This window comes from Vibrio rhizosphaerae, from assembly GCF_024347095.1.
In the GTDB taxonomy this organism is placed as follows: Bacteria; Pseudomonadota; Gammaproteobacteria; order Enterobacterales; family Vibrionaceae; genus Vibrio; species Vibrio rhizosphaerae.
Window position 1 is genome coordinate 3304135 of the sequence record NZ_AP024903.1, and the last position, 25260, is coordinate 3329394.

At 47.0% G+C, this 25260-nt stretch carries 19 protein-coding genes; 17 read left to right on the forward strand and 2 right to left on the reverse strand.

What is annotated here, in order from left to right; translation table 11 throughout:
- Positions 1-153 precede the first annotated feature (153 nt).
- The 5 genes from OCV37_RS14350 to OCV37_RS14370 all read left to right on the forward strand — a co-directional run bounded on the left by OCV37_RS14350 (position 154) and on the right by OCV37_RS14370 (position 8914).
- Positions 154-672 (forward strand): Hcp family type VI secretion system effector, encoded by a 519-nt coding sequence (locus OCV37_RS14350; protein ID WP_038180414.1) that lies wholly within the window; start codon positions 154-156, stop codon positions 670-672.
- A 542-nt stretch (positions 673-1214) separates the two neighbouring features.
- Positions 1215-3344, forward strand: coding sequence for a type VI secretion system Vgr family protein (locus OCV37_RS14355; RefSeq protein WP_261888100.1), 2130 nt, complete (start codon positions 1215-1217; stop codon positions 3342-3344).
- Positions 3344-4144 carry a DUF4123 domain-containing protein gene (locus OCV37_RS14360; RefSeq protein WP_051680560.1) on the forward strand — a complete coding sequence of 267 codons (801 nt, stop codon included), beginning with the start codon at positions 3344-3346 and terminating at the stop codon, positions 4142-4144. Before OCV37_RS14355 ends, OCV37_RS14360 begins: the two co-directional genes overlap by 1 nt.
- Positions 4145-4147: 3 nt before the next feature.
- On the forward strand, positions 4148-7915 hold the full coding sequence (locus tag OCV37_RS14365; protein WP_038181620.1) for a toxin VasX: 3768 nt from the start codon (positions 4148-4150) through the stop codon (positions 7913-7915).
- A 6-nt stretch (positions 7916-7921) separates the two neighbouring features.
- Positions 7922-8914: a hypothetical protein gene (locus tag OCV37_RS14370; RefSeq protein WP_261888101.1), complete on the forward strand. Its 993-nt coding sequence runs from the start codon at positions 7922-7924 to the stop codon at positions 8912-8914.
- 45 nt (positions 8915-8959) lie between these two features.
- On the opposite strand, the gene OCV37_RS14375 is transcribed toward OCV37_RS14370, so the two are convergent.
- Complete coding sequence (locus OCV37_RS14375; RefSeq protein ID WP_261888102.1) at positions 8960-9145, reverse strand: hypothetical protein; 186 nt, start codon at positions 9143-9145, stop codon at positions 8960-8962.
- 587 nt (positions 9146-9732) lie between these two features.
- Between OCV37_RS14375 and OCV37_RS14380 the strand changes: the two genes are divergently transcribed.
- From OCV37_RS14380 to OCV37_RS14405, 6 genes are all read left to right on the forward strand, one after another.
- Positions 9733-11883 (forward strand): type VI secretion system Vgr family protein, encoded by a 2151-nt coding sequence (locus OCV37_RS14380; RefSeq protein WP_261888103.1) that lies wholly within the window; start codon positions 9733-9735, stop codon positions 11881-11883.
- Between the two features lie 3 nt (positions 11884-11886).
- Positions 11887-12453 (forward strand): DUF4123 domain-containing protein, encoded by a 567-nt coding sequence (locus OCV37_RS14385; protein ID WP_038181603.1) that lies wholly within the window; start codon positions 11887-11889, stop codon positions 12451-12453.
- Positions 12446-16504: a LysM peptidoglycan-binding domain-containing protein gene (locus OCV37_RS14390; protein WP_038181605.1), complete on the forward strand. Its 4059-nt coding sequence runs from the start codon at positions 12446-12448 to the stop codon at positions 16502-16504. Before OCV37_RS14385 ends, OCV37_RS14390 begins: the two co-directional genes overlap by 8 nt.
- Before the next feature lie 3 nt (positions 16505-16507).
- Positions 16508-17656, forward strand: a complete 1149-nt coding sequence (locus OCV37_RS14395; RefSeq protein WP_038181607.1) for an SEL1-like repeat protein — start codon at positions 16508-16510, stop codon at positions 17654-17656.
- A 559-nt stretch (positions 17657-18215) separates the two neighbouring features.
- Positions 18216-18956: an SEL1-like repeat protein gene (locus tag OCV37_RS14400; protein ID WP_038181610.1), complete on the forward strand. Its 741-nt coding sequence runs from the start codon at positions 18216-18218 to the stop codon at positions 18954-18956.
- 116 nt (positions 18957-19072) lie between these two features.
- Positions 19073-19354, forward strand: coding sequence for a hypothetical protein (locus OCV37_RS14405; protein ID WP_157634976.1), 282 nt, complete (start codon positions 19073-19075; stop codon positions 19352-19354).
- Positions 19355-19402: 48 nt separating this feature from the next.
- Here OCV37_RS14405 and OCV37_RS14410 read toward each other — a convergent pair whose 3' ends face one another.
- A complete protein-coding gene (locus OCV37_RS14410) occupies positions 19403-19588 on the reverse strand; it encodes a hypothetical protein (RefSeq protein ID WP_038181615.1) in 186 nt (61 codons plus the stop codon).
- A 615-nt stretch (positions 19589-20203) separates the two neighbouring features.
- Between OCV37_RS14410 and OCV37_RS14415 the strand changes: the two genes are divergently transcribed.
- From OCV37_RS14415 to OCV37_RS14440, 6 genes are all read left to right on the forward strand, one after another.
- The gene (locus tag OCV37_RS14415; protein ID WP_261888104.1) at positions 20204-21211 is read left to right on the forward strand and encodes a hypothetical protein; all 1008 of its coding nucleotides are present in this window, start codon (positions 20204-20206) and stop codon (positions 21209-21211) included.
- Positions 21208-22215 carry a hypothetical protein gene (locus OCV37_RS14420; RefSeq protein ID WP_261888105.1) on the forward strand — a complete coding sequence of 336 codons (1008 nt, stop codon included), beginning with the start codon at positions 21208-21210 and terminating at the stop codon, positions 22213-22215. The genes OCV37_RS14415 and OCV37_RS14420 overlap by 4 nt, the downstream gene beginning before the upstream one ends.
- On the forward strand, positions 22212-23192 hold the full coding sequence (locus OCV37_RS14425) for a hypothetical protein (RefSeq protein WP_261888106.1): 981 nt from the start codon (positions 22212-22214) through the stop codon (positions 23190-23192). The genes OCV37_RS14420 and OCV37_RS14425 overlap by 4 nt, the downstream gene beginning before the upstream one ends.
- A 152-nt stretch (positions 23193-23344) precedes the next feature.
- Positions 23345-23749: a DUF943 family protein gene (locus tag OCV37_RS14430; protein WP_038185612.1), complete on the forward strand. Its 405-nt coding sequence runs from the start codon at positions 23345-23347 to the stop codon at positions 23747-23749.
- A 55-nt stretch (positions 23750-23804) separates the two neighbouring features.
- Positions 23805-24248 carry a hypothetical protein gene (locus tag OCV37_RS14435; RefSeq protein ID WP_157635090.1) on the forward strand — a complete coding sequence of 148 codons (444 nt, stop codon included), beginning with the start codon at positions 23805-23807 and terminating at the stop codon, positions 24246-24248.
- Positions 24249-24288: 40 nt separating this feature from the next.
- On the forward strand, positions 24289-25260 hold the full coding sequence (locus OCV37_RS14440; RefSeq protein WP_038185550.1) for a hypothetical protein: 972 nt from the start codon (positions 24289-24291) through the stop codon (positions 25258-25260).

Here is a 25260-nt window from a genome sequence, read left to right on the forward strand (position 1 = left end):
TTCTTGCTTGTATTTATCTTTCTGTTTTTATAACCCTTTGATTTAATTGATTTGCGCGAGTTGGCACACCCTTTGCTCTTATTATTCAAGAGCCTAAAGGTTCTATGTGCATTAAAAACATGAACTTATTATAGATAATTGAAGGAATTCAGAATGCCAACTCCATGTTATATCTCTATCGAAGGTGAAACTCAGGGGCTAATCACGTCAGGCGCTTGTACAGCAGATTCTATCGGTGACTCTTTCGTTGAAGGTCACGAAGATGAAATGATGGTTCAACAGTTCGACCACGTCGTAAGTGTTCCTACTGATCCTCAGTCTGGTCAGCCAGCAGGTCAACGTGTTCACAAGCCTTTCAAATTCACAGTGAACCTCAACAAAGCCGTTCCTCTGCTATATAACGCACTGGCTTCTGGCGAGAAAATGTCTTCTGTTACTTTGAAGTGGTACCGCACTTCAATCGAAGGTAAACAAGAAAACTTCTTCACTACAACACTTGAAAACGCAACAATTGTGAACATCGAGTGTGCAATGCCACATTGCCAAAACCCAGCAGATGCTGATTTCACTCAGAACCTGACTGTCTCAATGTCTTACCGTAAGATCACTTGGGACCACGTTAACGCGGGTACTTCAGGTGCTGACGACTGGCGTAAACCAATCGAAGCTTAATTGTCTGATGAGCAGGCACCGTGGGTGTCTGTTCGACAATGCTTTGATTGTCTTGTTGCTCACCGATGGGTGGGCAACATTGTTTATATCAATCACATATTCATGAGAGAAATTACTTTCAAAACGATAAGACCATATACCTGAACAACTTTGAGCAAAAAAGCGCTGCTCGTGAGGTTATTCAGGTATGTGTGTTGTGAGGCAAGATGGCTGGGGCGATAGTTCAAAACTGAGAGGTTCCTTCAGGAAAATTGCTTTCTCGTTGATTTCCCCGCCAATTTTTCATTTTCATCAAGACTCATATACTCATCCGGTTATAATCGGATTTTGCGTTTCGCTATCGTTCTGTTTTGACAAAGTGTTTATTTTTGTGTCCATACAGGATGGCAAGACGTCACGTTTCTAACAAAAATAACCGGAAAACCGGGCCGAACCCATGTCATTGATGTTTGTGGTGATCCATCAAGATGCACTGATTCTACAGATGACAAAATCAATGGGTATATGAAATTCAGTCAACTCAACAATGTCAGGTAAAAACTATGGGGACTTTGAACTTCCGTCTTGTCAGTGGTGTCGGTGAAGCGTTGGTCGTCCGTGACTATCAGGGACATGAATCGATCTCTGATTCATTGGATGCACAGGGCAACCCGGTGTATGGCTTTCGCTATCACATCGAGCTGGCCAGCCGCGATTCCGGCATCCGGGCCGAGCAACTGGTTGATACCGCAGCCGTGCTGGAAGTCATCCGCAATGGCGAAGTGGTGCAGCAAGTCCACGGCATTGTGCGCAGCTTCAGCCGCGGTGATACCGGCCATCATCACACCTATTATTCCCTGACACTGGTGCCATCCCTTGAGCGGTTGTCATTGCGCCATAACAGCCGGATTTTCCAACAAAAAACCGTCCCTGAGATTCTGGCGATGCTCCTCTCGGAAATGAACATCACCGACTACGCCTTCTCCGTCAAACGCGAATGTGCACCGCGGGAGTTCTGTGTTCAGTATCGGGAGACCGATTTAGCGTTCTTCCACCGGCTGGCGGCAGAAGAAGGCTTAATGTACACCTTCAGCCACGAGGCCGAAAAACATACCTTAATTGTCACCGACAATAGCGCCGGATTTACTCAGCTGGGCGGTACTGTGCCGTATAACGTGCTCTCCGGTGGTGTGGCTGACACCCCATATGTCTCCGCCATGCGTGAGACCAAACAGTCCGAAGTCACCGAAGTGACGCAGCGTGACTATAGTTTTAAAAAGCCGTCTTACAGTTTTAAACAGTCGGCATTGGGCAGTGATATGGCCTATCAGTTGCCGGACTACCAACACTACGATGCACCGGGGCGCTATAAAGACGATGCCAGCGGCAAAGCCTTCAGTCAGATTAAGCTCGAACATCTGCGCCGCACCAGTCATACCGCAGCCGGTAAAAGTAACGAAGCCAAACTTCAGGCCGGGGTGGTGTTTACACTGGCCGACCATCTTGATAGCGCAATGAACCGCCCCTGGCTGATTGTCGGGATTGACCATCAGGGCAGTCAGCCTCAGGCACTGGAAGAATCCGGTGGCAGTGGTGCCACCACTTACAGCAACCAGTTTGTCGTCATCCCGAATGAAACCCTGTGGCGTATGCAGCCCCAGCCAAAACCGCAAGTCGATGGCCCGATGGTCGCGACCGTTGTCGGCCCCGAAGGCGAAGAAATCTACTGTGATGAACATGGCCGGGTGAAAGTCTCTTTCCCGTGGGACCGCTCCAGCAACGAAGACGAGCACAGCTCCTGCTGGGTGCGCGTCGCACAAGGCTGGGCAGGCGCCCAGTACGGTATGATGGCGATCCCTCGTATCGGTCATGAAGTGATTGTCACCTTCCTCAACGGTGACCCGGATCAACCGATGGTGACCGGGCGCACCTATCACGCGACCAACACGCCGCCCTATCCTCTGCCGGATCACAAAACCAAAACCGTGATTCGCACCCAGACCCATCAGGGCACCGGTTTCAACGAATTAAGTTTTGAAGACCAATCCGGCAGCGAGAAGATTTATCTTCATGCGCAGAAAGACTATGAAGCGCTGGTTGAAAATGACAGCACCACCCAGATTAAGCATGACCGCCATCTCACGGTTGAAAATGACCGTTACAGCCATGTGCAGGTCAACGACCATCTGAGTATTGACGGTGAGCAGCGAACCGCAATCAAACAGAACCTCACCCTCGAAACCGATGCCTCACTGCATCAGAAGGTCGGTCAGAAAACCATTGTCGATTCAGGCAGCGAAGTGCACCTCAAGGCCGGAAACGCTGTGGTACTCGATGCCGGTAATGAAATCACCGTCAAAGTCGGCGGCAGTTTTATCAAAGTCGATGCAGGCGGCGTACATGTGGTCAGCGGTGCGATCAACCTTAACTCCGGCGGCAGTGCCGGCAGCGGCAGCGGTTACGCCGGCCAGCTTGCAACCATGCCGAATGTTCTCACTGCGTTAACAGCTCCGGAAGAGGCGCAGGCACCGTCATTTACGGCAAGCGAGGTGCAAGCATCACCCCAGCTGATTCCTTATTCTCCGAACCTGATTCAACAGGTTGAAGCAGATATGCTGACTGGCACCCCGGTCACACCGGTTTGTAAAGTCCCTGTGGGCGGCCCATGTCCGTTTGAAGGCGGAGACGCCTGATGCTGAATTTAACACACGAATATCACGGTCAGGCGGTCAACTGGTATGCCGTGGTTCGCGGTGATACCGGGCTGGCGGCTGCGGTTTATCAGTGGATTGACGGCCATCAGATTGAGCCGCTTTACCTGATGACCGTTTTAGAGACCTTACAGGATGAGAGCCCGCTGGTGATTGCCCTGAAATATGGTAGCGGTGACCCGCTGACTGACAAACTCCCGCCTGAGCAGACGCTTTACTTCTCTGCCCCGGCGCAGGTGTCGCTGGCCGAAGTACTCCATCAACTGCGTACGCGGATGGTGGTTTATTTTGAAGGTAATACAACCGGCCTGCTCCATTACTATCATCCTCAGGTTGCCAGTTACTTTTTCACGCTGGCAGCCGCTGAAGAAACCAGTGGATGGCTTGGGTTATGCTGCTCAGCAATGGTCTATCGCCAACAATTGAGTGAGCCGCCAGGCTGGGTCGAAGTCGGTGATGGGCATAGTCAAGCGGACCCGGATGTCTGGGTGATGCAGCCCGGTCAAGCGCAAGCACTGACACGCCTGAGCGAAGATAAAACCATTGCGGCATGGGCGCAGCAGTCTGATATCCGTGAGATTGACTGGTTATGTCAGCATCAGGTTACCCGTTTCTGCGACAACCACAACATTCAAGCAGCGCCGCTGCAAAACCAGTTACGTCTGTGGGCTCAGCAGAACCAGTTTTATTTAGATACCTTCCAGCCGGAAGAGCAATTCTTAGCGCTCCAGCCGGAGCAGAAAATAGCACAATTAGAACAACGCGTGGCGAGAGGATTATAACTTATGGCTTGTACATGTGATCATAACAAACTGCTGTTGATCGAAGTCACCGGTACCCAACACGACACCCAGCAGGATTTTGCGTTCTATGATCTGACCGATATGAAGCAACAATCAGCGCTGGAGGGAAAGAAGTATACCGACAAAGCCCTCGCTGAAACGACGATCTACGGCTGGGACTGGTGTCAGGAAAAAGAAAATCGCAATGTATGGCTCTCGGTGAAAGCCAGCGATGGCCCGATCATGCTGCCGCTGTTCGACAATGTCAGCCATACCCAACGGATCGCAAAAGGCCCGCAAAAATATCAGCTCCATTCATTTATCCCGCTGACGCTGTTACCCACATTTAAAGAGCACGCAACCCCTGAAGAGCGCATTGCCCCGCTACGCAAGGGGTATCTCTATATTGCTTACAACGGCAAAATCTGGCGGGAAATCGAAGTTTCAGCCACAGATGCCGGAGAGCCCTGTTTCAAAGACGTTAACCTCTTTGCTTATCGGCAAGGCCGGGATAAGCCGGTCAAAACCGAGACGAAACGTGAAGTCACGGGCGAAGCATTAAAAGAGATTTGGTACCCGGCCAAAGAGAATGGCCGTAAAACCGATATTCGCATGGCGTACTCAGAGGTACAGTGGAGCGGTGAGCGGATCAACAACCTAGAGGCAAACCCATCCGAATTCAATGTACGAATGGAACAGATTGACGACCTGAACCGGGCGTCCGATATGCTAGAAATGCGAGCCAGAGACGACGTTTCAGAGCTTCAGTTAGCTGACCCTTGTGCATTCAATAAAGACCTATCCGGAGCGGTTCTGCAAACACGCCTCCAATCGGCCCAGAAAGAGCGTGAGGAATACTGCAAAGATGACGCCTTTACCACCTATAGTGAAATGAACTATGAGTATGATGCACGTTCTTCGGTTTTAGGTCGGGTCCTCTGGCAAAAACAAAAAGATGCTAAGGTCGAAAAACTTGGCCCTGAGCCTGATTTTTCTTCATGGGAAGGCGAAGCGACCGGAGATTATCTTGCCGATGCAAAAGCAAGAAAACTGCAAGTCCTTTACTTAACCGATCCCGTATTCAACCTGCGGCATCACCTCGCAATCTTGCAATACGCGAATAGCTTTTTACAGCAGATTCAGCTGGATGCAATGAGTCAGCCTTTCTACAAAAGCGCTGAACTTTTACAGATATTCGTCTTAACCCCGAAACTCGGAGAACAAGAGAATCCATCCTACAAACTGAAAAAACATGTTGATTTGAAAGATCATAGTCCGTTTAAACGGACCTTGCGTTTTCATTGGCGAGAGAAAATACGTGATGATGTGAGGAGCCTGCAAAAGAAAGTCCTTGAGCGACTGAAAGACCACAAATACGCTTTCGCTCTAAAAGATATGATCAGTATGGGTAACGGTAACGCATTGGGCGCACTCATACAGGTCAATACTTGTCGCCATGCGCTCTTATCTGACCCGGATCAATGTGATCAGTTGCTGCCAAAACATAAACGTCGTGACTTTTCATCCTCACTGGCAGCGGTCAATGAAATCTTTGTCGAAGATAGTTCTCACCCATTAAGAGAGGTATTGTTCGGGAGCAAAAAAACTCAGGAAACCCTCAACGAATATTTAGATACCGCCGAAGAAACTGCACCTTACAAAAAAGAGCTGGAGAAACTGGAAGGTGAAGCCAATGACGGCTCCGGCATTATCAATGTTGCTCTGCTGGCTAAAATCGTCTCGCAAGGGCTGGAGATCAAACCTGAAAGCCTTGAGCAGGTAGAAGCCGGCACGTTAATTCGAATATCCCAAGATGCGGAACAATCGGAATTTCCGCAAGTGCGCCGTATTATGGGGGCTATCGATGCCATGCTCAGCAGCTATTTCCAACACGGCTTGGATTTAACCACATTAGCCGGAGCGTTGGCTGAAACAAAACAAGCCACCATCTCAATGCCGTTTAAAAAGCTCTATACCGATGCCGTGGGCATGGCCAAAATGTTTGGTGGTGATACCTTAAAATCGCTGACCTTTGTCCCGGTAACTGGTGAAAAAATTGAAGGTTTTGTGATTGGTCTCGACAACCCTGATGCCAAATTCGGTGTTGGTCCTGAGCAATCATCAGGGAGTTACCGCAACACACAAGGCAGACAAATTGCCCACGGTGATTTGTCTGTGGACGGTGAGAAAATCGCGTCAACCAGCAAAGCACGGATGCCCAAAAACACCAGTCTGGATATTCAGGAAGATTTACAACTGCTCATGCTGAAAGATGTCGATTCAGAAGCAGCCCTGTTTATCAAAAATAACCATAAGCTGATTGATGAGCTCAAAACCGCAGATTTATCTAAAGACCATGTCACCAAAACCAATGCCTACGAGAAATTCCATATTCCTTTATTTGTCTTGGGCATAGAACTGATAAATTGCTGGAATGCATTGAGTTATATATATAAAAATATTGGTAAAGATAATGCCTATTCCATACTTAATTTAAGCAGCGCAATAATGGATATATCAATAGCCAGTGTTCACAGCCGAAATTTACTAAAAGCAAACAATGGGCGGTTATTTGCCCTATCAGATAAAACTATGATTCAGTTAAGTGCTGAAACACAGGCCGCTTGGCCGAAAGGCAAGCTCGGTGTTGAACTGGTTGGACGGGTTACCATCCTGGAGTTTGCTGGCTTTGCTGCTGGGTTACTGACAGCAGGACTGATGGTATGGGATATGATCCGCCTGTTTAACAGAAAAGATAATGATGCGGCTTGGGGCACAGCCTTAATGGCGACCGGGGTTGTCTTCGGCTCAGTGGCAGGGCTGTTTTTCTCTTCTACCTGGACATTTTTAGGCATGGGGCCGATCGGCTGGATCTCATTAATTGTTATAGGGGCCGGTTTTTTGATTACCTATCTGTTTACCGACGGGCCATTAGAAGCATGGATTAAAAATGGCCCCTTCGGTGAAGATCCGGCCTCTGGTGATGATGACTATGCCTTTTTGACCCAACAGCCGGAAGAAGCCTATAAACAGTTACTCAGCCTGTTTGTGTCTCTGCGTATCCAGGTTGACCCCATTGATGCAGCGCCCTTTAGTGCCACCCAACGACACGCCTATAAAACCACCGGCATCACTCACTGTGTGCGGATCAAATCCAATGTGGCGCAATTATTCAATATTCAGGATAATAAAATCCAATTCAAGGTGAAATTCCGGCAAGTGCTGGAGCGGGTCAGTGAAAACAGAGGGGAGATAGAAGCCAGAGAAAATATGAAACGCACCTTTGGCGATGAAACAGCGGCAAGGTTCAGGGGCCCGATGTGGCAGGTGATTAAGCATCAATCGATTAAGGAAGCTGAAACCATCACCAACGCAGAAGAACGCATTTATCTGTTTAAAAACACCTATGCAAACCAAGAGAGTGTGGTATCTCCTCAGGCAATCACACGCTACCAGCGCAATATTCAGGTATTGGCACAGGTCGAAGTAAAAAATATGGTCTTCCCTCAGCCCCCGTTGGCTGAATTTAAAGAAACCCAGCGGCATTTGACTGAGGGCAAAATTAGCATCAAGGTTGCTGATTTTGATGACGGTCAGCCCGTCGGCTTCTGGGAGACCCTGATGAATGAGCCGAAGAGCCACCCGGTCAATTATTTCTGGGCCGACTCCCGTGAGCGAGAGTATCAGTTTACTGCTACCGATAAACAAACGGACAGTCAGTCACAACCGGAGACACAGGTCGCTCCGCAAGCACAATTACAGCAAGGGTAACCATCCATGAGTCAAACCGTCTACCAACAACACGCCTATCGCAGCAATCAGGTCCCTCCGCAGAAACCGCGCCCGGAGAAAACGCTTGCCCAGCGCTTACTGTCTGCCGGGCAACGAATGCTACCCTGGAGCCGGCCGACCCAGACGGTGAGTACCCGCACTGCACAAGTATCCCCCAGCCAGTGGCAAAAGATGAAAACAATCGCCCCAAATCAGGAATGTTTTTGGAACGAACAGACGTTAGAAGGTTTAACCGGTAATATTTGGGCAAGGGTATATTTAATTTTTTCGGGACTAGGAAAATTCGTAATATTATATTTTACACCAATATTTATTGTTACTTTATTATTAACGTCTTTAGTTACGACTGGAAGATTTGGTCTATCTGATTGGATAGAAGCACTTTGGGCTTATTTTCTATATGCGATTTTTCCCGCTAGCATTATCTGGGGACAATTCGAAATGTATAACCGAAGCTACTGGAAACCAAAGTTACTTCGTAAATTACTTGATGCTCAAAAGAAGTTTGAACTCAATCGCCGTACCGGTATGGTGACCCTGTATAAACGGGGCGGCAAAGTTCGTTATTCGTATCCCTTTGTTGAGTTTGACTGCATTCTGGCCACCACGCCGAGTCAGCAGGGCTTAGTCAATTACTCGTTGTTATTGGCACACCGCTATAGCGGCTCTATGCATGGCGTACCACTGGGGGTGTTAGTGACCCCGCATGAAACTGTCGCTGAATATTACCGGCTGTGGAATATGATTCAGTGCTATATGGATGTCACCCAGCCATTACCGGATATTTTATTGCTCGAAGAAGCCCGTCCCAAAGACCCGACCACCGCGGCCTACGACCAACAAACCGGCCGGAACCCACGCTACTGGCGGGATATGTCTGATGACGCTTACGCAGAGGCGATCACGCAAATTGAGGCCAAACAGAGCAAGATGTCGGAAACCGGCCCGGAAATTGATATTTTTGCCAAAGCATCATGAATATAGAAAAAGAGGGATCAGCAACCTGATCCCTCTTTATATTTTTTAAACCCCTTTGACGTCTTCTTTAATCAAATTTATCTCATCAAACGTAATCAGATTATTGAGAAATAGCAGAATCTCACGCAATTCATTTTGGTCAACGGAAGGTGCGGTGCTGGTGGCAAGAAAATCAATCAAATAACCGCGAGCAGTCAGGTGTAAATCAAGGTTAGATTGTGAGTTTGACATAAGTAACTCCCTGAGTTGGTTATAAACTATCACCAATCAAAGGTTCCTAATCTTCGAGTGGTGAACTGAACGAGGTTAGGAACTACCGCACTCAAGGAAACGGCCTGACCGAAATCAGCCTGTCCAGTCCACCATAATTTAGGTGTGCAAGACTGCATATAGTAAAGTCTGTATATACCGACGTCTATATGTCTTGAGTTTTTACGCAGGGTTCCTAATCCCGACACCGAATTTTATCGGTGCGAATTCAGGGTAAGCGGTGTCTAGTTGCTGACGAGTCATAAGAAAATAAAGCGCGTGTCATAGCGTAAAATCTCATACTTTGCTCACACTGGGGTCATCATTATTTTGCGAGTAATTTCACACTGTTATCTATCTCTATAAAAGTGAGACCTCCCTTCAGGAAAAGCGCTTTTCTTCTCATTTATCAGTCATATTTTTGTTTTCATCAGGATTCATATAACCGTTTCGTTATAATAGCGCTGGCTCTGTTTTCGTCTGCAAAAATAAATAGATAAACGCATCCACATTCAGACAGAGCAGTTCATCTTCATCATTTGCTTATTTCACAATGTCAGGTAAAAACTATGGGGACTTTGAACTTCCGTCTTGTCAGTAGTGTCGGTGAAGCGTTGGTCGTCCGTGACTATCAGGGACATGAATCGATCTCTGATTCATTGGATGCACAGGGCAACCCGGTGTATGGCTTTCGCTATCACATCGAGCTGGCCAGCCGCGATTCCGGCATCCGTGCCGAGCAACTGGTTGATACCGCAGCCGTGCTGGAAGTCATCCGCAATGGCGAAGTGGTGCAGCAAGTCCACGGCATTGTGCGCAGCTTCAGCCGCGGTGATACCGGCCATCATCACACTTATTATTCCCTGACACTGGTGCCCGCGCTTGAGCGGTTGTCATTGCGCCATAACAGCCGGATTTTCCAACAGAAAACCGTCCCTGAGATTCTGGCGATGCTCCTCTCGGAAATGAACATCACCGACTACGCCTTCTCCGTCAAACGCGAATGTGCACCGCGGGAGTTCTGTGTTCAGTATCGGGAGACCGATTTAGCGTTCTTCCACCGGCTGGCGGCAGAAGAAGGCTTAATGTACACCTTCAGCCACGAGGCCGAAAAACATACCTTAATTGTCACCGACAATAGCGCCGGATTTACTCAGCTGGGCGGTACTGTGCCGTATAACGTGCTCTCCGGTGGTGTGGCTGACACCCCATATGTCTCCGCCATGCGTGAGACCAAACAGTCCGAAGTCACCGAAGTGACGCAGCGTGACTATAGTTTTAAAAAGCCGTCTTACAGTTTTAAACAGTCGGCATTGGGCAGTGATATGGCCTATCAGTTGCCGGACTACCAACACTACGATGCACCGGGGCGCTATAAAGACGATGCCAGCGGCAAAGCCTTCAGTCAGATTAAGCTCGAACATCTGCGCCGCACCAGTCATACCGCAGCCGGTAAAAGTAACGAAGCCAAACTTCAGGCCGGGGTGGTGTTTACACTGGCCGACCATCTTGATAGTGCAATGAACCGCCCCTGGCTGATTGTCGGGATTGACCATCAGGGCAGTCAGCCTCAGGCACTGGAAGAATCCGGTGGCAGCGGTGCCACCACTTACAGCAACCAGTTTGTCGTCATCCCGAATGAAACTCTGTGGCGTATGCAGCCCCAGCCAAAACCGCAAGTCGATGGCCCGATGGTCGCGACTGTTGTCGGCCCCAAAGGCGAAGAAATCTACTGTGATGAACATGGCCGGGTGAAAGTCTCTTTCCCGTGGGACCGCTCCAGCAACGAAGACGAGCACAGCTCCTGCTGGGTGCGCGTCGCACAAGGCTGGGCAGGCGCCCAGTACGGTATGATGGCGATCCCTCGTATCGGTCATGAAGTGATTGTCACCTTCCTCAACGGTGACCCTGATCAACCGATGGTGACCGGGCGCACCTATCATGCGACCAACACGCCGCCCTATCCTCTGCCGGATCACAAAACCAAAACCGTGATTCGCACCCAGACCCATCAGGGCACCGGTTTCAACGAATTAAGTTTTGAAGACCAGTCCGGCAGCGAGAAGATTTATCTTCATGCGCAGAAAGACTATGAAGCGCTGGTTGAAAATGACAGCACCACCCAGATTAAGCATGACCGCCATCTCACGGTTGAAAATGACCGTTACAGCCATGTGCAGGTCAACGACCATCTGAGTATTGACGGTGAGCAGCGGACCGCAATCAAACAGAACCTCACCCTCGAAACCGATGCCTCACTGCATCAGAAGGTCGGTCAGAAAACCATTGTCGATTCAGGCAGCGAAGTGCACCTCAAGGCCGGAAACGCTGTGGTACTCGATGCCGGTAATGAAATCACCGTCAAAGTCGGCGGCAGTTTTATCAAAGTCGATGCAGGCGGCGTACATGTGGTCAGCGGTGCGATCAACCTTAACTCCGGCGGCAGTGCCGGCAGCGGCAGCGGTTACGCCGGCCAGCTTGCAACCATGCCGAATCTTCTCACCGCGTTAACAGCTCCGGAGGAGGCACAGGCTTTAGATATCACCGCAACCCAAACGCCTGCATCCCCGGCGATCTACACGCTTGCTTCGCCGAAAAATATTCAGGCACCAGCATTTGAACAGGTTTCAATGCAGAACACACCGATGTCGAAAATGTGTCAGCGCCAGCCGGACGGAAGCTGTCCGCGTGGTGACTGTCCGTGTACCTCGGAGGCATAAATAATGAGGCTTTTCCCAGCATTACAAGATAGTTCACTGGTACATTGGCTGGTGGTTGATTCCGTCCGGGTACCGGATATCACCCAACTCGTTTACCAGTATGAGAAAAACATTGAGTTATATCGCCTGTTTGCCGGTACCCCGTTCGATCATTTAATTGAGCAAAGCCCGGTGGCTTTCCGCTATAGCGGTGTGACAGAAATCGAGCGACAGCTCAAAGAAGATTTTGCACTCCGAACCAGTAGCGTGCTGTTTTCCTGTGATCCGTCTGTTGCGACTGAATCGGTCATTCAGCATTTTCAGGCACTGCTTTATGTGGTCGTTGCTGATTCCCCGATTCTATTTCGTTATTATGCCAGCCCGATGTGGAATGACGTTGCGCCAGAAACCACCGCAGAGGATCGATGTACACTGCTGGGCCCGTGTCAGGCACTGAGTTGGGTAGACAGCCAGCAGAACGGCCATTCACTCAGACAGTTTCCCGAGGCGAAGACCGAAGCCGATTTCCAGTTACCGTACCATTTACAATCCCCCGTATTTAACGCATTGGTAGAACAACGTTATGGCTAATCCAACTGAGACACCGAAAACTTATACAATAAAACCCGGTGACTGTTTAAGTCTGCTTGCAGAGCATTTTGGTACCAAGCCGGAAATTCTCGCAAAACTGAACAGCGATCTGATTGACGATATCGATCTGATCTATGCCGGTGATACCATTATTCTGCCCGGAGAGGATGCAAACTCAGCAATCGATAATCAGCCCGGCAGCCGTGATGAAATCCCCAAGCCACCGGAAAAAGACGCCTGTGCAGGTGATCTATGCTCCGGAAAGGATACCCCGTTTACCGATATCCTGTATGTTCCGTCACACCCGACCGAAAAACAAAAACGGTTTTACGCCATTACCGATGAAGTCAAACAAGCGATTCAGGCAGAGCATAAACGCTTAGCAAAATCGATCGTTGCCGATCAAACTGAGACCATCCAAAACCTCAATCGTCTCGGAATTCTCTCACGCTTTTATACCAGTCCGCATGAGATGTTCCTCGAATCAGAAGATGACCTGAAGCGTTACCGTTTTCTGTTCCATGCGCGGAAGACGATTCGCTCCGGTGCAGCTAAAAATTATCAAAATGGTGGCGAAAATGGGTTTATCGTCAGCCTTGCCGAACAAGAAGGCTTTGACACCAATAAACTGCTTGACCGTTATACCACTTGGGAAAAACTCAAATACTGGACATTTATCGGGGTCATGTGGACCAGTCCAATTGCTCGGACATTACTGCTCACCAGTAACAATGTGAAAGACTATCTCAAAGAGGCGAGTAAAGAAGCCTACCACCTAAAGCAAGCCCGAAAACAGTTAAAAGAAACCTTACAGGATCATCTCGACGATGAGATCGAAAAACTGGATAAGGTTGCAGAACTTACCGCGAAAAACAAAAATGCCGACGACGGCTCTTCTTATGTTTATGATAAAAAGCGGAGCTACTTCACCAGTAACTATGAAAAAGAGATAGAAAACTCGGTCAAAATGTTGCTCCGGGAACGCAAGATGTGGGGAACTGATGCCAAATTAGCGCTTGATTCCCATGAACAGGCAACACAACTGATCGAAAATTTATGGGATCGTGAAGTCAAGTATGCCGACGAGTTTATCAAAAAATGTACCGCAGCCAGAGAGGCCCATGAGGATGAAAGACTGGTCACTGTCGGGCCATATTCCTACAATAACCTACCGTATGCATGGAACTTTACCCGAACACTGAATGCATTAAACCTGCGCGGTTATGTGGTAAAAGAGCAGTGCCTGACCATGGCCGAGCTGGAAGGTACCAGCCCGGCACACCTCGGCCCCAAAACCCTTGAGAAGAACTTTTCAGAATGGCGCGAAAATAAGTTTTTCACTGACAACGGACTACCGGTCAAAATTACCGAAGGGGCAAAGCTGGTCAACGACTTGCTGACCGAGCTCAAGGTCAATAAGGAAGCATTGCACGCCACAAATATCGACGGTACTCGTAAACAGACCGAAGAAGAGCTGATTAAATCACTGCTCAGTCAGGGCTGCGCAGGGCAATGGGCCTATTACCCCTGCCTGGCGCTGGTCAAACTGGTCGATGCGACAATCACCAAGTGGATAGCTGACTTAGATGAACTGCTGGGCCTTGATAAAGATGAGCAAAACAAACGGATGCCTGCACCGGATATGTTCGGTGACTTCCTGTGGCTGAAAAAGCTCGCCATGGCGCGAATTGATGCGCTGAAAACCATCGCCACATCGAGAGCCCAAAAAGGCCCTGACTCGCTGAGAAACTTCTACCTTAGCGGTGATAAAATCCCAACCAGCTACCTGCTGCTCTGGGAAGAAAAAGAATATCGACCCAAAGAGAAAAAGACCAAAGTCTTCCATAAAGAGACCGGCAAGGCCGACCTTCAGGTGGTTGAATGTGTGTTGATGTCTGAAGGAACACTCGGTTGGGTACGCGGCCCGGCGTGGTATTTACCTAAAGACGAAAAAGACACCCTGCTGGCAAAAGGCCACCTCAGCGATATTACCACCAAGGTCGCGCTGGTCAGCCCGGCTGCCGACAGCAAAACACCCCAAAATATTAAGACCGCACAAGCCAATGCATTTCCGACCCTGTCTGAGGCGATGAAAGCCATCCGTACATCCATCAAAACGGATAGCGTTAAGGCATTGAAAGCGAGTATGCTGAATGGCAAGTTCCTGCTCAACCCAATCAACTTAGCCGCAGAGAAAAAATCAGAAGTATCGGCATTCTGGTCAGACAGCTATCACTGGGAAGAAGGACTCGGGCCGGACGGCAAATCCTCTCAATATGTGGTTGATGCTTCCGCACAATTTATGCGCTTGTCTTCCAGTGTGAAGACCAACCTCAACCTCCCGTTAAGCGAATACAATAATCTTGCGGTCAATACCGATACCACTGCCGGTGGCGCACTCAATTTCACTGCGGATTTATTCCGGGCCCAATTAACGGCGAAGGCGTGGTTCCCGCTGCAACCTGAAAATGATGACCATAAAGACAAACGCCAGTTCAAAGGGAAACCACTAGCAATCCATTATCTGAAAAACGTGGATGGGCAAGATAAAAAGGACATTTATGATGCCGGTGAGATGTTTATGCGCGTCTCCGCCACGATTTATGGTTTAGCCGCCGCCAGTGTCAGTATCGCCGGGAATCTTTGCTTCGGCCCGGCCACAACAAAAGCAGGTGAACTCGGTGTCCGGGGTAAGGCGATTACAACAGCGGACTATAATGCCGGTGAAATCAGCCATGTCCGCGCAGCACCGCCAGCACCCTTGCCACAGTCAGAGCAATCCGTCGGGCAAAGGGCTCTCGGCACACTCAAAAAGAACTCAGCCGCACAAGCAGGAATTACCGTCGATGCCTTTGCCGGGGTTGAAGTCGGCGGTGAGCTGAGTGGTGAAGTCTACTGGCGGCCACCGACGATTGACATCTCCAATAGCGCGGAGCGCGGCAAGATGATGCGCTTAGGGAGTTTAGCGGTTCAGGCAGCCGTTAGTTACGGGGTCGGTTTATCAGCTCAGTTTAGCATTACCTTCCACCGAGGAGCTTTATATGTGATTGTCGCAGCCAAACTGGTATGCGGCCCCGGGGCATCAGGCAAAGTCGCGATCGCCCTTGATGCACTCAATGTTGACCGCTTTATTCAATGCCTGCTCGCCATGCTCAATGAATCTGGCTTTAAACGCATTGAAGCTTTCGGTGAAGTGGATGAGCAAGGCCGCAACGAAGACTTTGAAGAGCTCAACCGCTACCTGACCGCGGCGGTCGCACTCGGTCTGACTTTAGGTGAAATCCTGCTGCTGCTGGCCAAAGCCCTGTCATTTATTCACAAAGATGGTTTGCAGGAAGATTATGCACCGTTAATCGCCAGACGGATCATCAAAAAAGATGAAGGCAAAGAGGGTAAAAAGAAAATTCAGATGTGGGTCTCTGATTTACCGCCTGAGACACTCTGCAACTTATTAGATTGCCTGAGTAACCAAAACAAAGGTGGCTTGTTCGAAAATGACGAAGAGAAAGTTGCCCGACAGAATCAAGAAGTCGATAAGGCCTTAGCCATTGTGCAGATCTTAGAATGGATATCCCCAAAAACAGGTGCCAGTGAAGCGGATATTGAGAAAAAACGCCGACAGTTTGAAAAGACCCTGATCCGCATGGGGGGCAATTATGAATCCGCCCGGCTCCCGATGGAGCAGTGGCGACGCTTCACCCAAAGTTGGATGCAATTGGCAAAGTTTATTAATCAAACTTTAACCTTTTTAGCACCAACAGCAACTGAATATGTAAGAATTAGAAATGGCTTTCAGAGCCAATCAATTATTCTTTGTAGTAATATGAAACGATATCATTATGAAGCTGAAGAGCACTCGGATGCCATGGCTCATTTATTGGATGGTGAATATGACTACTTAACCATTCGGGTTGCTAAAGAAGGTGACAAGCCACAAGTGGTTGCAGACCGCAAACGCCTTGAAGAGACGATTCAAGCGATCGAAGACAAAGGTTACTTGTGGAACAAAACCACCTACAAACCGTGGAAAGAAAAAAGCTGGACACTTTAAAGCATGAATATCAATAAGAAACTGATTTACAAAACACTGCTGACCATCGCTGGGGTAATTATTTTAGCGGCCGGCGGACTGATGGCCTACTTGGTGATCCCTTCCGGTTTTCAGTCCCGCCAAGCGGAAGGCCCCAAGGTGTTGACGGAACTGTTGAAAATGGCTGAAGAAAGTCAGCCATTTAACCCCGACCCGTATATCTCCAGCACTTATCGCCCAGGAGATCCACTATATGAACCATTGCTGTATATCCAAAGACATCGGCAGGGAAAAGCCGAAGAACTATTAAAGCCATTAGTCGAGCAAGGCAATCCTGATGCGATGTATTGGTTGGCTCAAATCACCTATGACGATAGCTACTACTCCAGCGGCCCGGCGGCCAAATTATTCCAGAAATCAGCCGAGCTGGGGAACCCCTATGCCGCACTCCGTTTAGATAGCAATGACCGTGAATGCCAGATGTTTATGAGCGGTTACTGTGATCAAAAGTGGGGAAAACTCGGGCGAAAACTACTGCAAGAGCGGGCAGAGAAAGGTGATAAAAAAGCGGAATACTATCTCCTTCAGTATGATGAAAACAGCTCAGAAGAGGTACATAAAAAACTGGAGCAGTTAGTCACTGAAAATGCCAAGAATCATTATTATCAGCCATTGATGAGAATGACAATAGATTATGAAAAAAGATGGTACTACCCTTACTTCGATAGAAAATCTCAACAATCAGAAGAGGAGATATTAATTTTATCAAAATTAACAAAATTAATGATTAATAACAATTATCCTCCAGCATTTGAAAGAGCACTTGCATATATATCTATTTATTCTAAAGATTATTTAAAAAAAACAATTCAGCGTAGCAATCTATTAAGTAGTAGATACTTTTTATGTACTTACTCTTACCCTGAATTGAAAGAGCACACCAGAGAAGATATATTAAAGTCTGCAGCGTGTGCGATTGGGGATGATATGATTACAGAAAATGATAAGGATAGAAATTTATCTTTGTATGAATATAGCTTATATGAAAAAAAAATCTCCCCTTTAACAAAGGAAGAAGTCATATCAGCAAGAAAATCTGCGAGAGAATTAATAAAGAATAAACAGCCTATTATCTATATAGACGAGATGAACCCAAGGGTTGATATCCGATAAATTACACTTTCCCTTAAAACAGTTAAAAGGTTTCCCCTTTTAACTGTTTATTAAACTTTTCTGATCATTCCCCCCTCTATTTTGCGAGTAATTTCACAGTGTGCTGTTTTGAAACACCAATTCATCATGATTCATATTTAGATTGGGGTACAATCAAACCGCTCAAATGAAGTCATTTACAAGGTCAACCTGAAACAAAGTGATTAAACGTAAATCTCAGCATCACACTATCAGTTCAGTTTGATCGTCCTGTGTGCTTATGTCGCTTGAAGCGATGAACTCAGGGGAAAAAGTTCAGGACGAACTTTTTAGCTTTTCGTGAGCAGGATGCGAATAAAAGCGCCCCTGATAGCCGGCACGAAAGCTGAACAACCGGCCTTTTTGGATACTTTTGGGGCCAAGCCAAAAGTATCTGATGCGCAGACGCAGAAGTGACTGAAATCGAAAACATTCAGCGCATCATACAATGCTCAAAACAGAGACGAGAAAAGACAACGGTTACTTCTGGAACAAAACCACCTACAACCCGTGGAAAGAAAAAAGCTGGACACTTTAAAGCATGAATATCAATAAGAAACTGATTTACAAAACACTGCTGACCATCGTTGGTGTGATTATTTTAGCGGCCGGCGGACTGCTGGCCTATCTGGCGATCCCTTCCGGTTTTCAGTCCCGCCAATCGGAAGGCCCCAAGGTGTTGACGGAACTGTTGAAAATGGCTGAAGAAAGTCAGCCATTTAACCCCGACCCGTACATCTCCAGTACCTATCGTCCCGGAGATCCGCTGTATGAGCCCCTCCTATATATCCAAAGACATCGGCAGGGAAAAGCCGAAGAGCTGTTGAAACCCTTAGTCGAACAAGGCAATGCTGATGCGATGTATTGGTTGGCTCAAATCACCTATGACGATAGCTACTACTCCAGCGGCCCGGCGGCCAAGTTATTCCAGAAGTCAGCCGAGCTGGGGAATCCCTATGCCGCACTCCGTCTAGATAGCAACAACCGTGAATGCCAGATGTTTATGAGCGGTTACTGTGATCAAAAGTGGGGTAAACTCGGGCGAAAACTACTGCAAGAGCGAGCAGAGAAAGGTGATAAAAAAGCAGAATATTACCTGCTTCAGTATGATGAAAACAGCTCAGAAGAAGTGCATAAAGAGCTGGAACAACTAGTCACTGAAAATGCTAAGAACCATTATTATCAGCCCTTAATGAGATTGTTTTATGATTATTATGACGGTCGATATTTGACCTTCTTCAATAGAGCCCCCCCCCCAAATGAAGAACAAAAAAAATATTAGTTAAAATTGCGAAAATTCCAGCAAATAATAATTTTACACCAGCAATAAATAAAATATTATATACTGACAGATACCTCTTAGATAAGAAATATCAGATAGAAATGATAAATAGATGCTTGAAATTAAATTCTCAACAATACTCATGTATGGAATATTTTTCAGATTCTAATAGTCGTAATAATATAATAACAGGGGCTGCATACGCATACGTAACTGATATTATAAAAAATGAAACTGACAATGAAACTGAATTAGGTTTATTCAAATCCATGTTAGATGAAAACGATGTAAAAGCTTTGACTAATGAGGAAGTTGACCAAGCACGTGAAATAGCTAAGTTAATAATAAATAATATGACTCCTGTTATCTATATCGACGAAATGAATCCAAGACCATAAATTTCATGTAATGGGGATCTTAATCATAGATCCCCAATTTTATTCTTATTAAACCCCTTCAACGTCTTCCTTCATTAAATTTATCTCATCAAACGTAATCAGATTATTGAGAAATAGCAGAATCTCACGCAATTCATTTTGGTCAACGGAAGGTGCGGTGCTGGTGGCAAGAAAATCAATCAAATAACCGCGAGCAGTCAGGTGTAAATCAAGGTTAGATTGTGAGTTTGACATAAGTAACTCCCTGAGTTGGTTATAAACTATCACCAATCAAAGGTTCCTAATCTTCGAGTGGTGAACTGAACGAGGTTAGGAACTACCGCACTCAAGGAAACGGCCTGACCGAAATCAGCCTGTCCAGTCCACCATAATTTAGGTGTGCAAGACTGCATATAGTAAAGTCTGTATATACCGACGTCTATATGTCTTGAGTTTTTACGCAGGGTTCCTAATCCCGACACCGAATTTTATCGGTGCGAATTCAGGGTAAGCGGTGTCTAGTTTGCTGACGAGTCATAAGAAAATAAAGCGCGTGTCATAGCGTAAAATCTCATACTTTGCTCACACTGGGGTCATCATTATTTTGCGAGTAATTTCACACTGTGCTGTTTTGAAACACCAATTCATCATGATTCATATTTAGATTGAGTTATAATCGCTCATCCTCAAGTGAGGATATTTAGATTATTGATATGAGATTAATTTTGAATCAACACGAACAACTTCATATGACATTTAAAGATGCCCTGACTGCGTGCTCAATTAAAGCTTAGGAAAGAACGAATAAATGACCCACAACCGGAGACACCGGCCGTTCCGCAAGCACAATTACAGCAAGGGTAACTATCCATGAGTGAAACCGTTTATCAACAACACGCCTATCGCAGCAATCAGATCCCTCCACAGAAACCGTGCCCGGAGAAAACACTCGCCCAGCGCTTACTGTCTGCCGGGCAACGAATGCTGCCGTGGAGTCGGCCAACCCAGACTGTGAGTACCCGAACCGCACAAGTCTCACCCAGCCAGTGGCAAAAAATGAAGGCAACCGCAAAAAATCAGGAATGTTTTTGGAATGAGCAGGTGTTGGAAGGACTAACTGGCAATATATGGGCCAGAGTTTATTTGATTTTAGCAGGACTAGCCAAGATTGTAATAATCTTTATATCTCCCATGTTCATCGTTTCTGTCTTTCTTACGGCTCTTCTTGCTGGAGAAGTTAGCGCAGACCAAATAATGGATACATTCCTATGGTATATAATGTACGTTATTACTCCTTGTCTACTCATCTGGGGACAATTCGAACTCTATAACCGAGGCTACTGGAAACCTAAGTTACTCAGTAAATTACTCGATGCCCGGAAACTGTTTGAGCTCAACCGCCGTACCGGTATGGTGACCCTATATAAACGGGGCGGCAAAGTCCGTTATTCGTATCCCTTTGTTGAGTTTGACTGCATTCTGGCCACCACACCGAGTCAGCAGGGCTTAGTCAATTACTCGTTGTTATTGGCACACCGCTATAGCGGCTCGATGCATGGCGTGCCTCTGGGGGTGTTAGTCACCCCGCATGAAACTGTCGCTGAATATTACCGGCTGTGGCATATGATTCAGTGCTATATGGATGTCACCCAGCCATTACCGGATATTTTATTGCTCGAAGAAGCCCGCCCCAAAGACCCGACCACCGTGGCCTACGACCAACAAACCGGCCGGAACCCACGCTACTGGCGGGATATGTCTGATGATGCTTACGCAGAGGCGATCACGCAAATTGAGGCCAAACAGAGCAAGATGTCGGAAACCGGCCCCGAGATTGATATTTTTCACCCGCATCACCACAGAGTTCATCATCCATGAGTGAAACCGTTTATCAACAACACGCCTATCGCAGCAATCAGATCCCTCCACAGAAACCGTGCCCGGAGAAAACGCTTGCCCAGCGCTTACTGTCTGCCGGGCAACGAATGCTACCCTGGAGCCGGCCGACCCAGACGGTGAGTACCCGCACCGCACAAGTCTCCCCCAGCCAGTGGCAAAAAATGAAGGCAACCGCTCCAAATCAGGAATGTTTTTGGAACGAACAGACGTTAGAAGGCTTAACGGGTAATATTTGGGTCAGGGTGTATTTAATTTTATCTGGGTTAGGAAAAATCACCTTACTATTTATTACACCAGTTTTCTTAATAATTTTATTATTAACATACTTGTTATCCGCTGGAGAACTTGTTCATCATATAATTGATTTTTCTATTAGATATTTTATGTTCGTAATTTTGCCTTCTTCAATTATTTGGGGCCAATTCGAACTCTATAACCGAGGCTATTGGAAACCTAAGTTACTCCGTAAATTACTCGATGCCCGGAAACTGTTTGAGCTCAACCGTCGCACCGGTATGGTGACCCTGTATAAATGGGGTGGCAAAGTCCGTTATTCATATCCCTTTGTTGAGTTTGACTGCATTCTGGCCACCACGCCGAGTCAGCAAGGCTTAGTCAATTACTCGTTGTTATTGGCACACCGCTATAGCGGCTCGATGCATGGCGTGCCTCTGGGGGTGTTAGTGACCCCGCATGAAACCGTCGCTGAATATTACCGGCTGTGGAATATGATTCAGTGCTATATGGATGTCACCCAGCCATTACCGGATATTTTATTGCTCGAAGAAGCCCGCCCCAAAGACCCGACCACCGTGGCCTACGACCAACAAACCGGCCGGAACCCACGCTACTGGCGGGATATGTCTGATGATGCTTACGCAGAGGCGATCACGCAAATTGAGGCCAAACAGAGCAAGATGTCGGAAACCGGCCCCGAGATTGATATTTTTCACCCGCATCACCACAGAGTTCATCATCCATGAGTGAAACCGTCTACCAACAACACGCCTATCGCAGCAATCAGGTCCGTCCGCAAAAGCCGCGCCCGGAGAAAACACTCGCCCAGCGCTTACTGTCTGCCGGGCAACGAATGCTACCCTGGAGCCGGCCGACCCAGACGGTGAGTACCCGCACTGCACAAGTCTCCCCCAGCCAGTGGCAAAAGATGAAAACAATCGCCCCAAATCAGGAGTGTTTTTGGAACGAACAGACGTTAGAAGGCTTAACGGGTAATATTTGGGTCAGGGTATATTTAGTTTTCTCAGGATTGGCTAAAGTTACTATATTGTATCTTACACCTATAGCAATTTTTAGTGTGTTTCTTACATCGTTTATTGCTGGTGGAATCGATGGAATGATAAGGTTTATTACAGGATATTTTTTATATGTAATAATTCCTTGTTCCATCATCTGGGGACAATTCGAACTCTATAACCGAGGCTACTGGAAACCTAAGTTACTCAGTAAATTACTCGATGCCCGGAAACTGTTTGAGCTCAACCGCCGTACCGGTATGGTGACCCTATATAAACGGGGCGGCAAAGTCCGTTATTCGTATCCCTTTGTTGAGTTTGACTGCATTCTGGCCACCACACCGAGTCAGCAGGGCTTAGTCAATTACTCGTTGTTATTGGCACACCGCTATAGCGGCTCGATGCATGGCGTGCCTCTGGGGGTGTTAGTGACCCCGCATGAAACTGTCGCTGAATATTACCGGCTGTGGAATATGATTCAGTGCTATATGGATGTCACCCAGCCATTACCGGATATTTTATTACTCGAAGAAGCCCGTCCCAAAGACCCGACCACCGCGGCCTACGACCAACAAACCGGCCGGAACCCACGCTACTGGCGGGATATGTCTGATGACGCTTACGCAGAGGCGATCACGCAAATTGAGGCCAAACAGAGCAAGATGTCGGAAACCGGCCCCGAAATTGATATTTTTGCCAAAGCGTAATGAACATGCTGTCATTCAAACGAAAAAATGCTGTGATTCCTGTAGCAGGCAATCATACCAAGTTTCCTCACCATCTTGACGATGTTAGAGAAGGCGCCACCTCTAATGTTTCTCGCAAAATTTATCTTAATAATCATTAGCTTAGATCAAATATGAGTAAGACGTTATGGATGATTTTGGCTCTTATTTTTTGTGGATTGATCTATTTCGGCTATCAAAAACTTCAGCCTGCAGAGATCGTTGACGTTCATCAGGATAAACACTGGACTGATATTGTTGTTAAACATTTTCCGTCAACCCGCTGGGGGAAAATCCAATGGTGGCAAGAGCATCAGGATTTCTTAAAAGAAAAGTATGGTATTCCTAAACCATTTAATGATGGAACTTTTGAAATTACTTTCTGGGATATTGGCTCCGGTTATCGGGTTGATCGAATGGTTGATCAAGATTCTGATTTACTCTGTTTTAGTGATATGAAAACGTCGAAAAACTGCATTGAGAAAAATAGAGTCTTTTCGGTCTCATTAGAACGAAACGGTGGGCTTCAATTTCGTTAAAAGCTTGGAGTTCATTACAGTGAACAATACTTGGAGAACTGGGGGGGATCAGATAATGGTATTCACTATAGCAGGTATGTGGGTTCGACGTGTTTGTCTTATTGCTTTGATGTTATTGATACTTAAGATCTGCTTCGATGTATGGATGACTCCTGATTACACAGGAAAAAACGCATATGTGAGCAACTCTCCTGATGGGAGATATAAAGCACTGATCGTCCCAACAACCAGCCGAACCGTCTTTATTCTGCAACGCTTAAATGATCAGCAAAATTTGATTATTACACCTCTGCCAAGTGATTGGGTCGTGAGTCTCTCCGACGATAACTGGACATGTGATAAAGAGAAAGGCTGCACAAAATACCGAGCCGGATATCAACCTGAATTTCCTTTACCACCTTCATTTTGGCAACGCTTGCATGCATGGCTTACGGTAACAATAAAAAAATCAGATACTCCGCAACTCAACGAAATCAACCGAGATGAAGATAATACCTAGCTATGTTATCAGTTACCCGAAGTTCAACAGAGAAAGCTAAATGAGTTACCAGTCCACGGCCTACAATAGTCAAGCATTTACACCTCAGCCGAGCCCTAATGAGAAACGAAGCTGGTCAGAAAGAATGCATAAACGGGGAGAAATTTTTCCGTTTTCTCAGGCTAGTGATTGTATTGCAACTAGTGCTGTCAGGAGTCCTAAACCCTCTGTACTCAATAGTGAGGTCGGTGTCGATGATTTTTGGACACACCAGCAGATGCAGCCATATACATTTGCTCGCTGGGCTGGCATTTATATGTTTCTGGCCGGGATAGCAAAATTTGCACTTATTATCGCTTACCCATTTTTTGTCATTTCATCTTTAATTGTGTATTTCATGCAAAGTACTCCAGACAGTGCCATAGATATTTTCTTAACAATGACACTATATATCGCTGTTCCTTCTATCATTATATATAGTCCGATCCTTTGGGTTAATTGGCTAAATCCCAAAGTTGATAAAACAAACCTCTCTCTTTTTGCCCGTAAAAAATACTGCCTCAATCGAGAAACGGGTATGGTGACCCTATATGGAGAAGGGAATCGTAAGATTTTCAGCCATCCATTTATCGAGTTTGATTGCATCCTGGCCAGCAATCCGAACCACCAAGGCCTGTTGAGCTATCGGCTGATGTTAGTCCATCGTTATAGTGATTATGCCCAAGGGGTCAATATTGGCTCCTTGGTCGGTGTCAATGCTCCATTGGCTGAGTACAAACGTCTATGGAATATGATTCAGCAATATATGGATGTCAGCAAACCCTTGCCTGATGTCCCGATGTTAGAGCAGTTTCGTGATTTAGACCCGACAACCGCTGCCTACGATCAACAACATCAACGCAATCCAAATTACTGGCGTAGTATGTCAGATGAAGAGTTTGATAAAACGCTGACCGAAATGGCTCGCAATCAGCGAGAGCAGAATATCCCCCCTACCGGCCGGGAAATTGATATTTTTGCCAAAGCATCATGA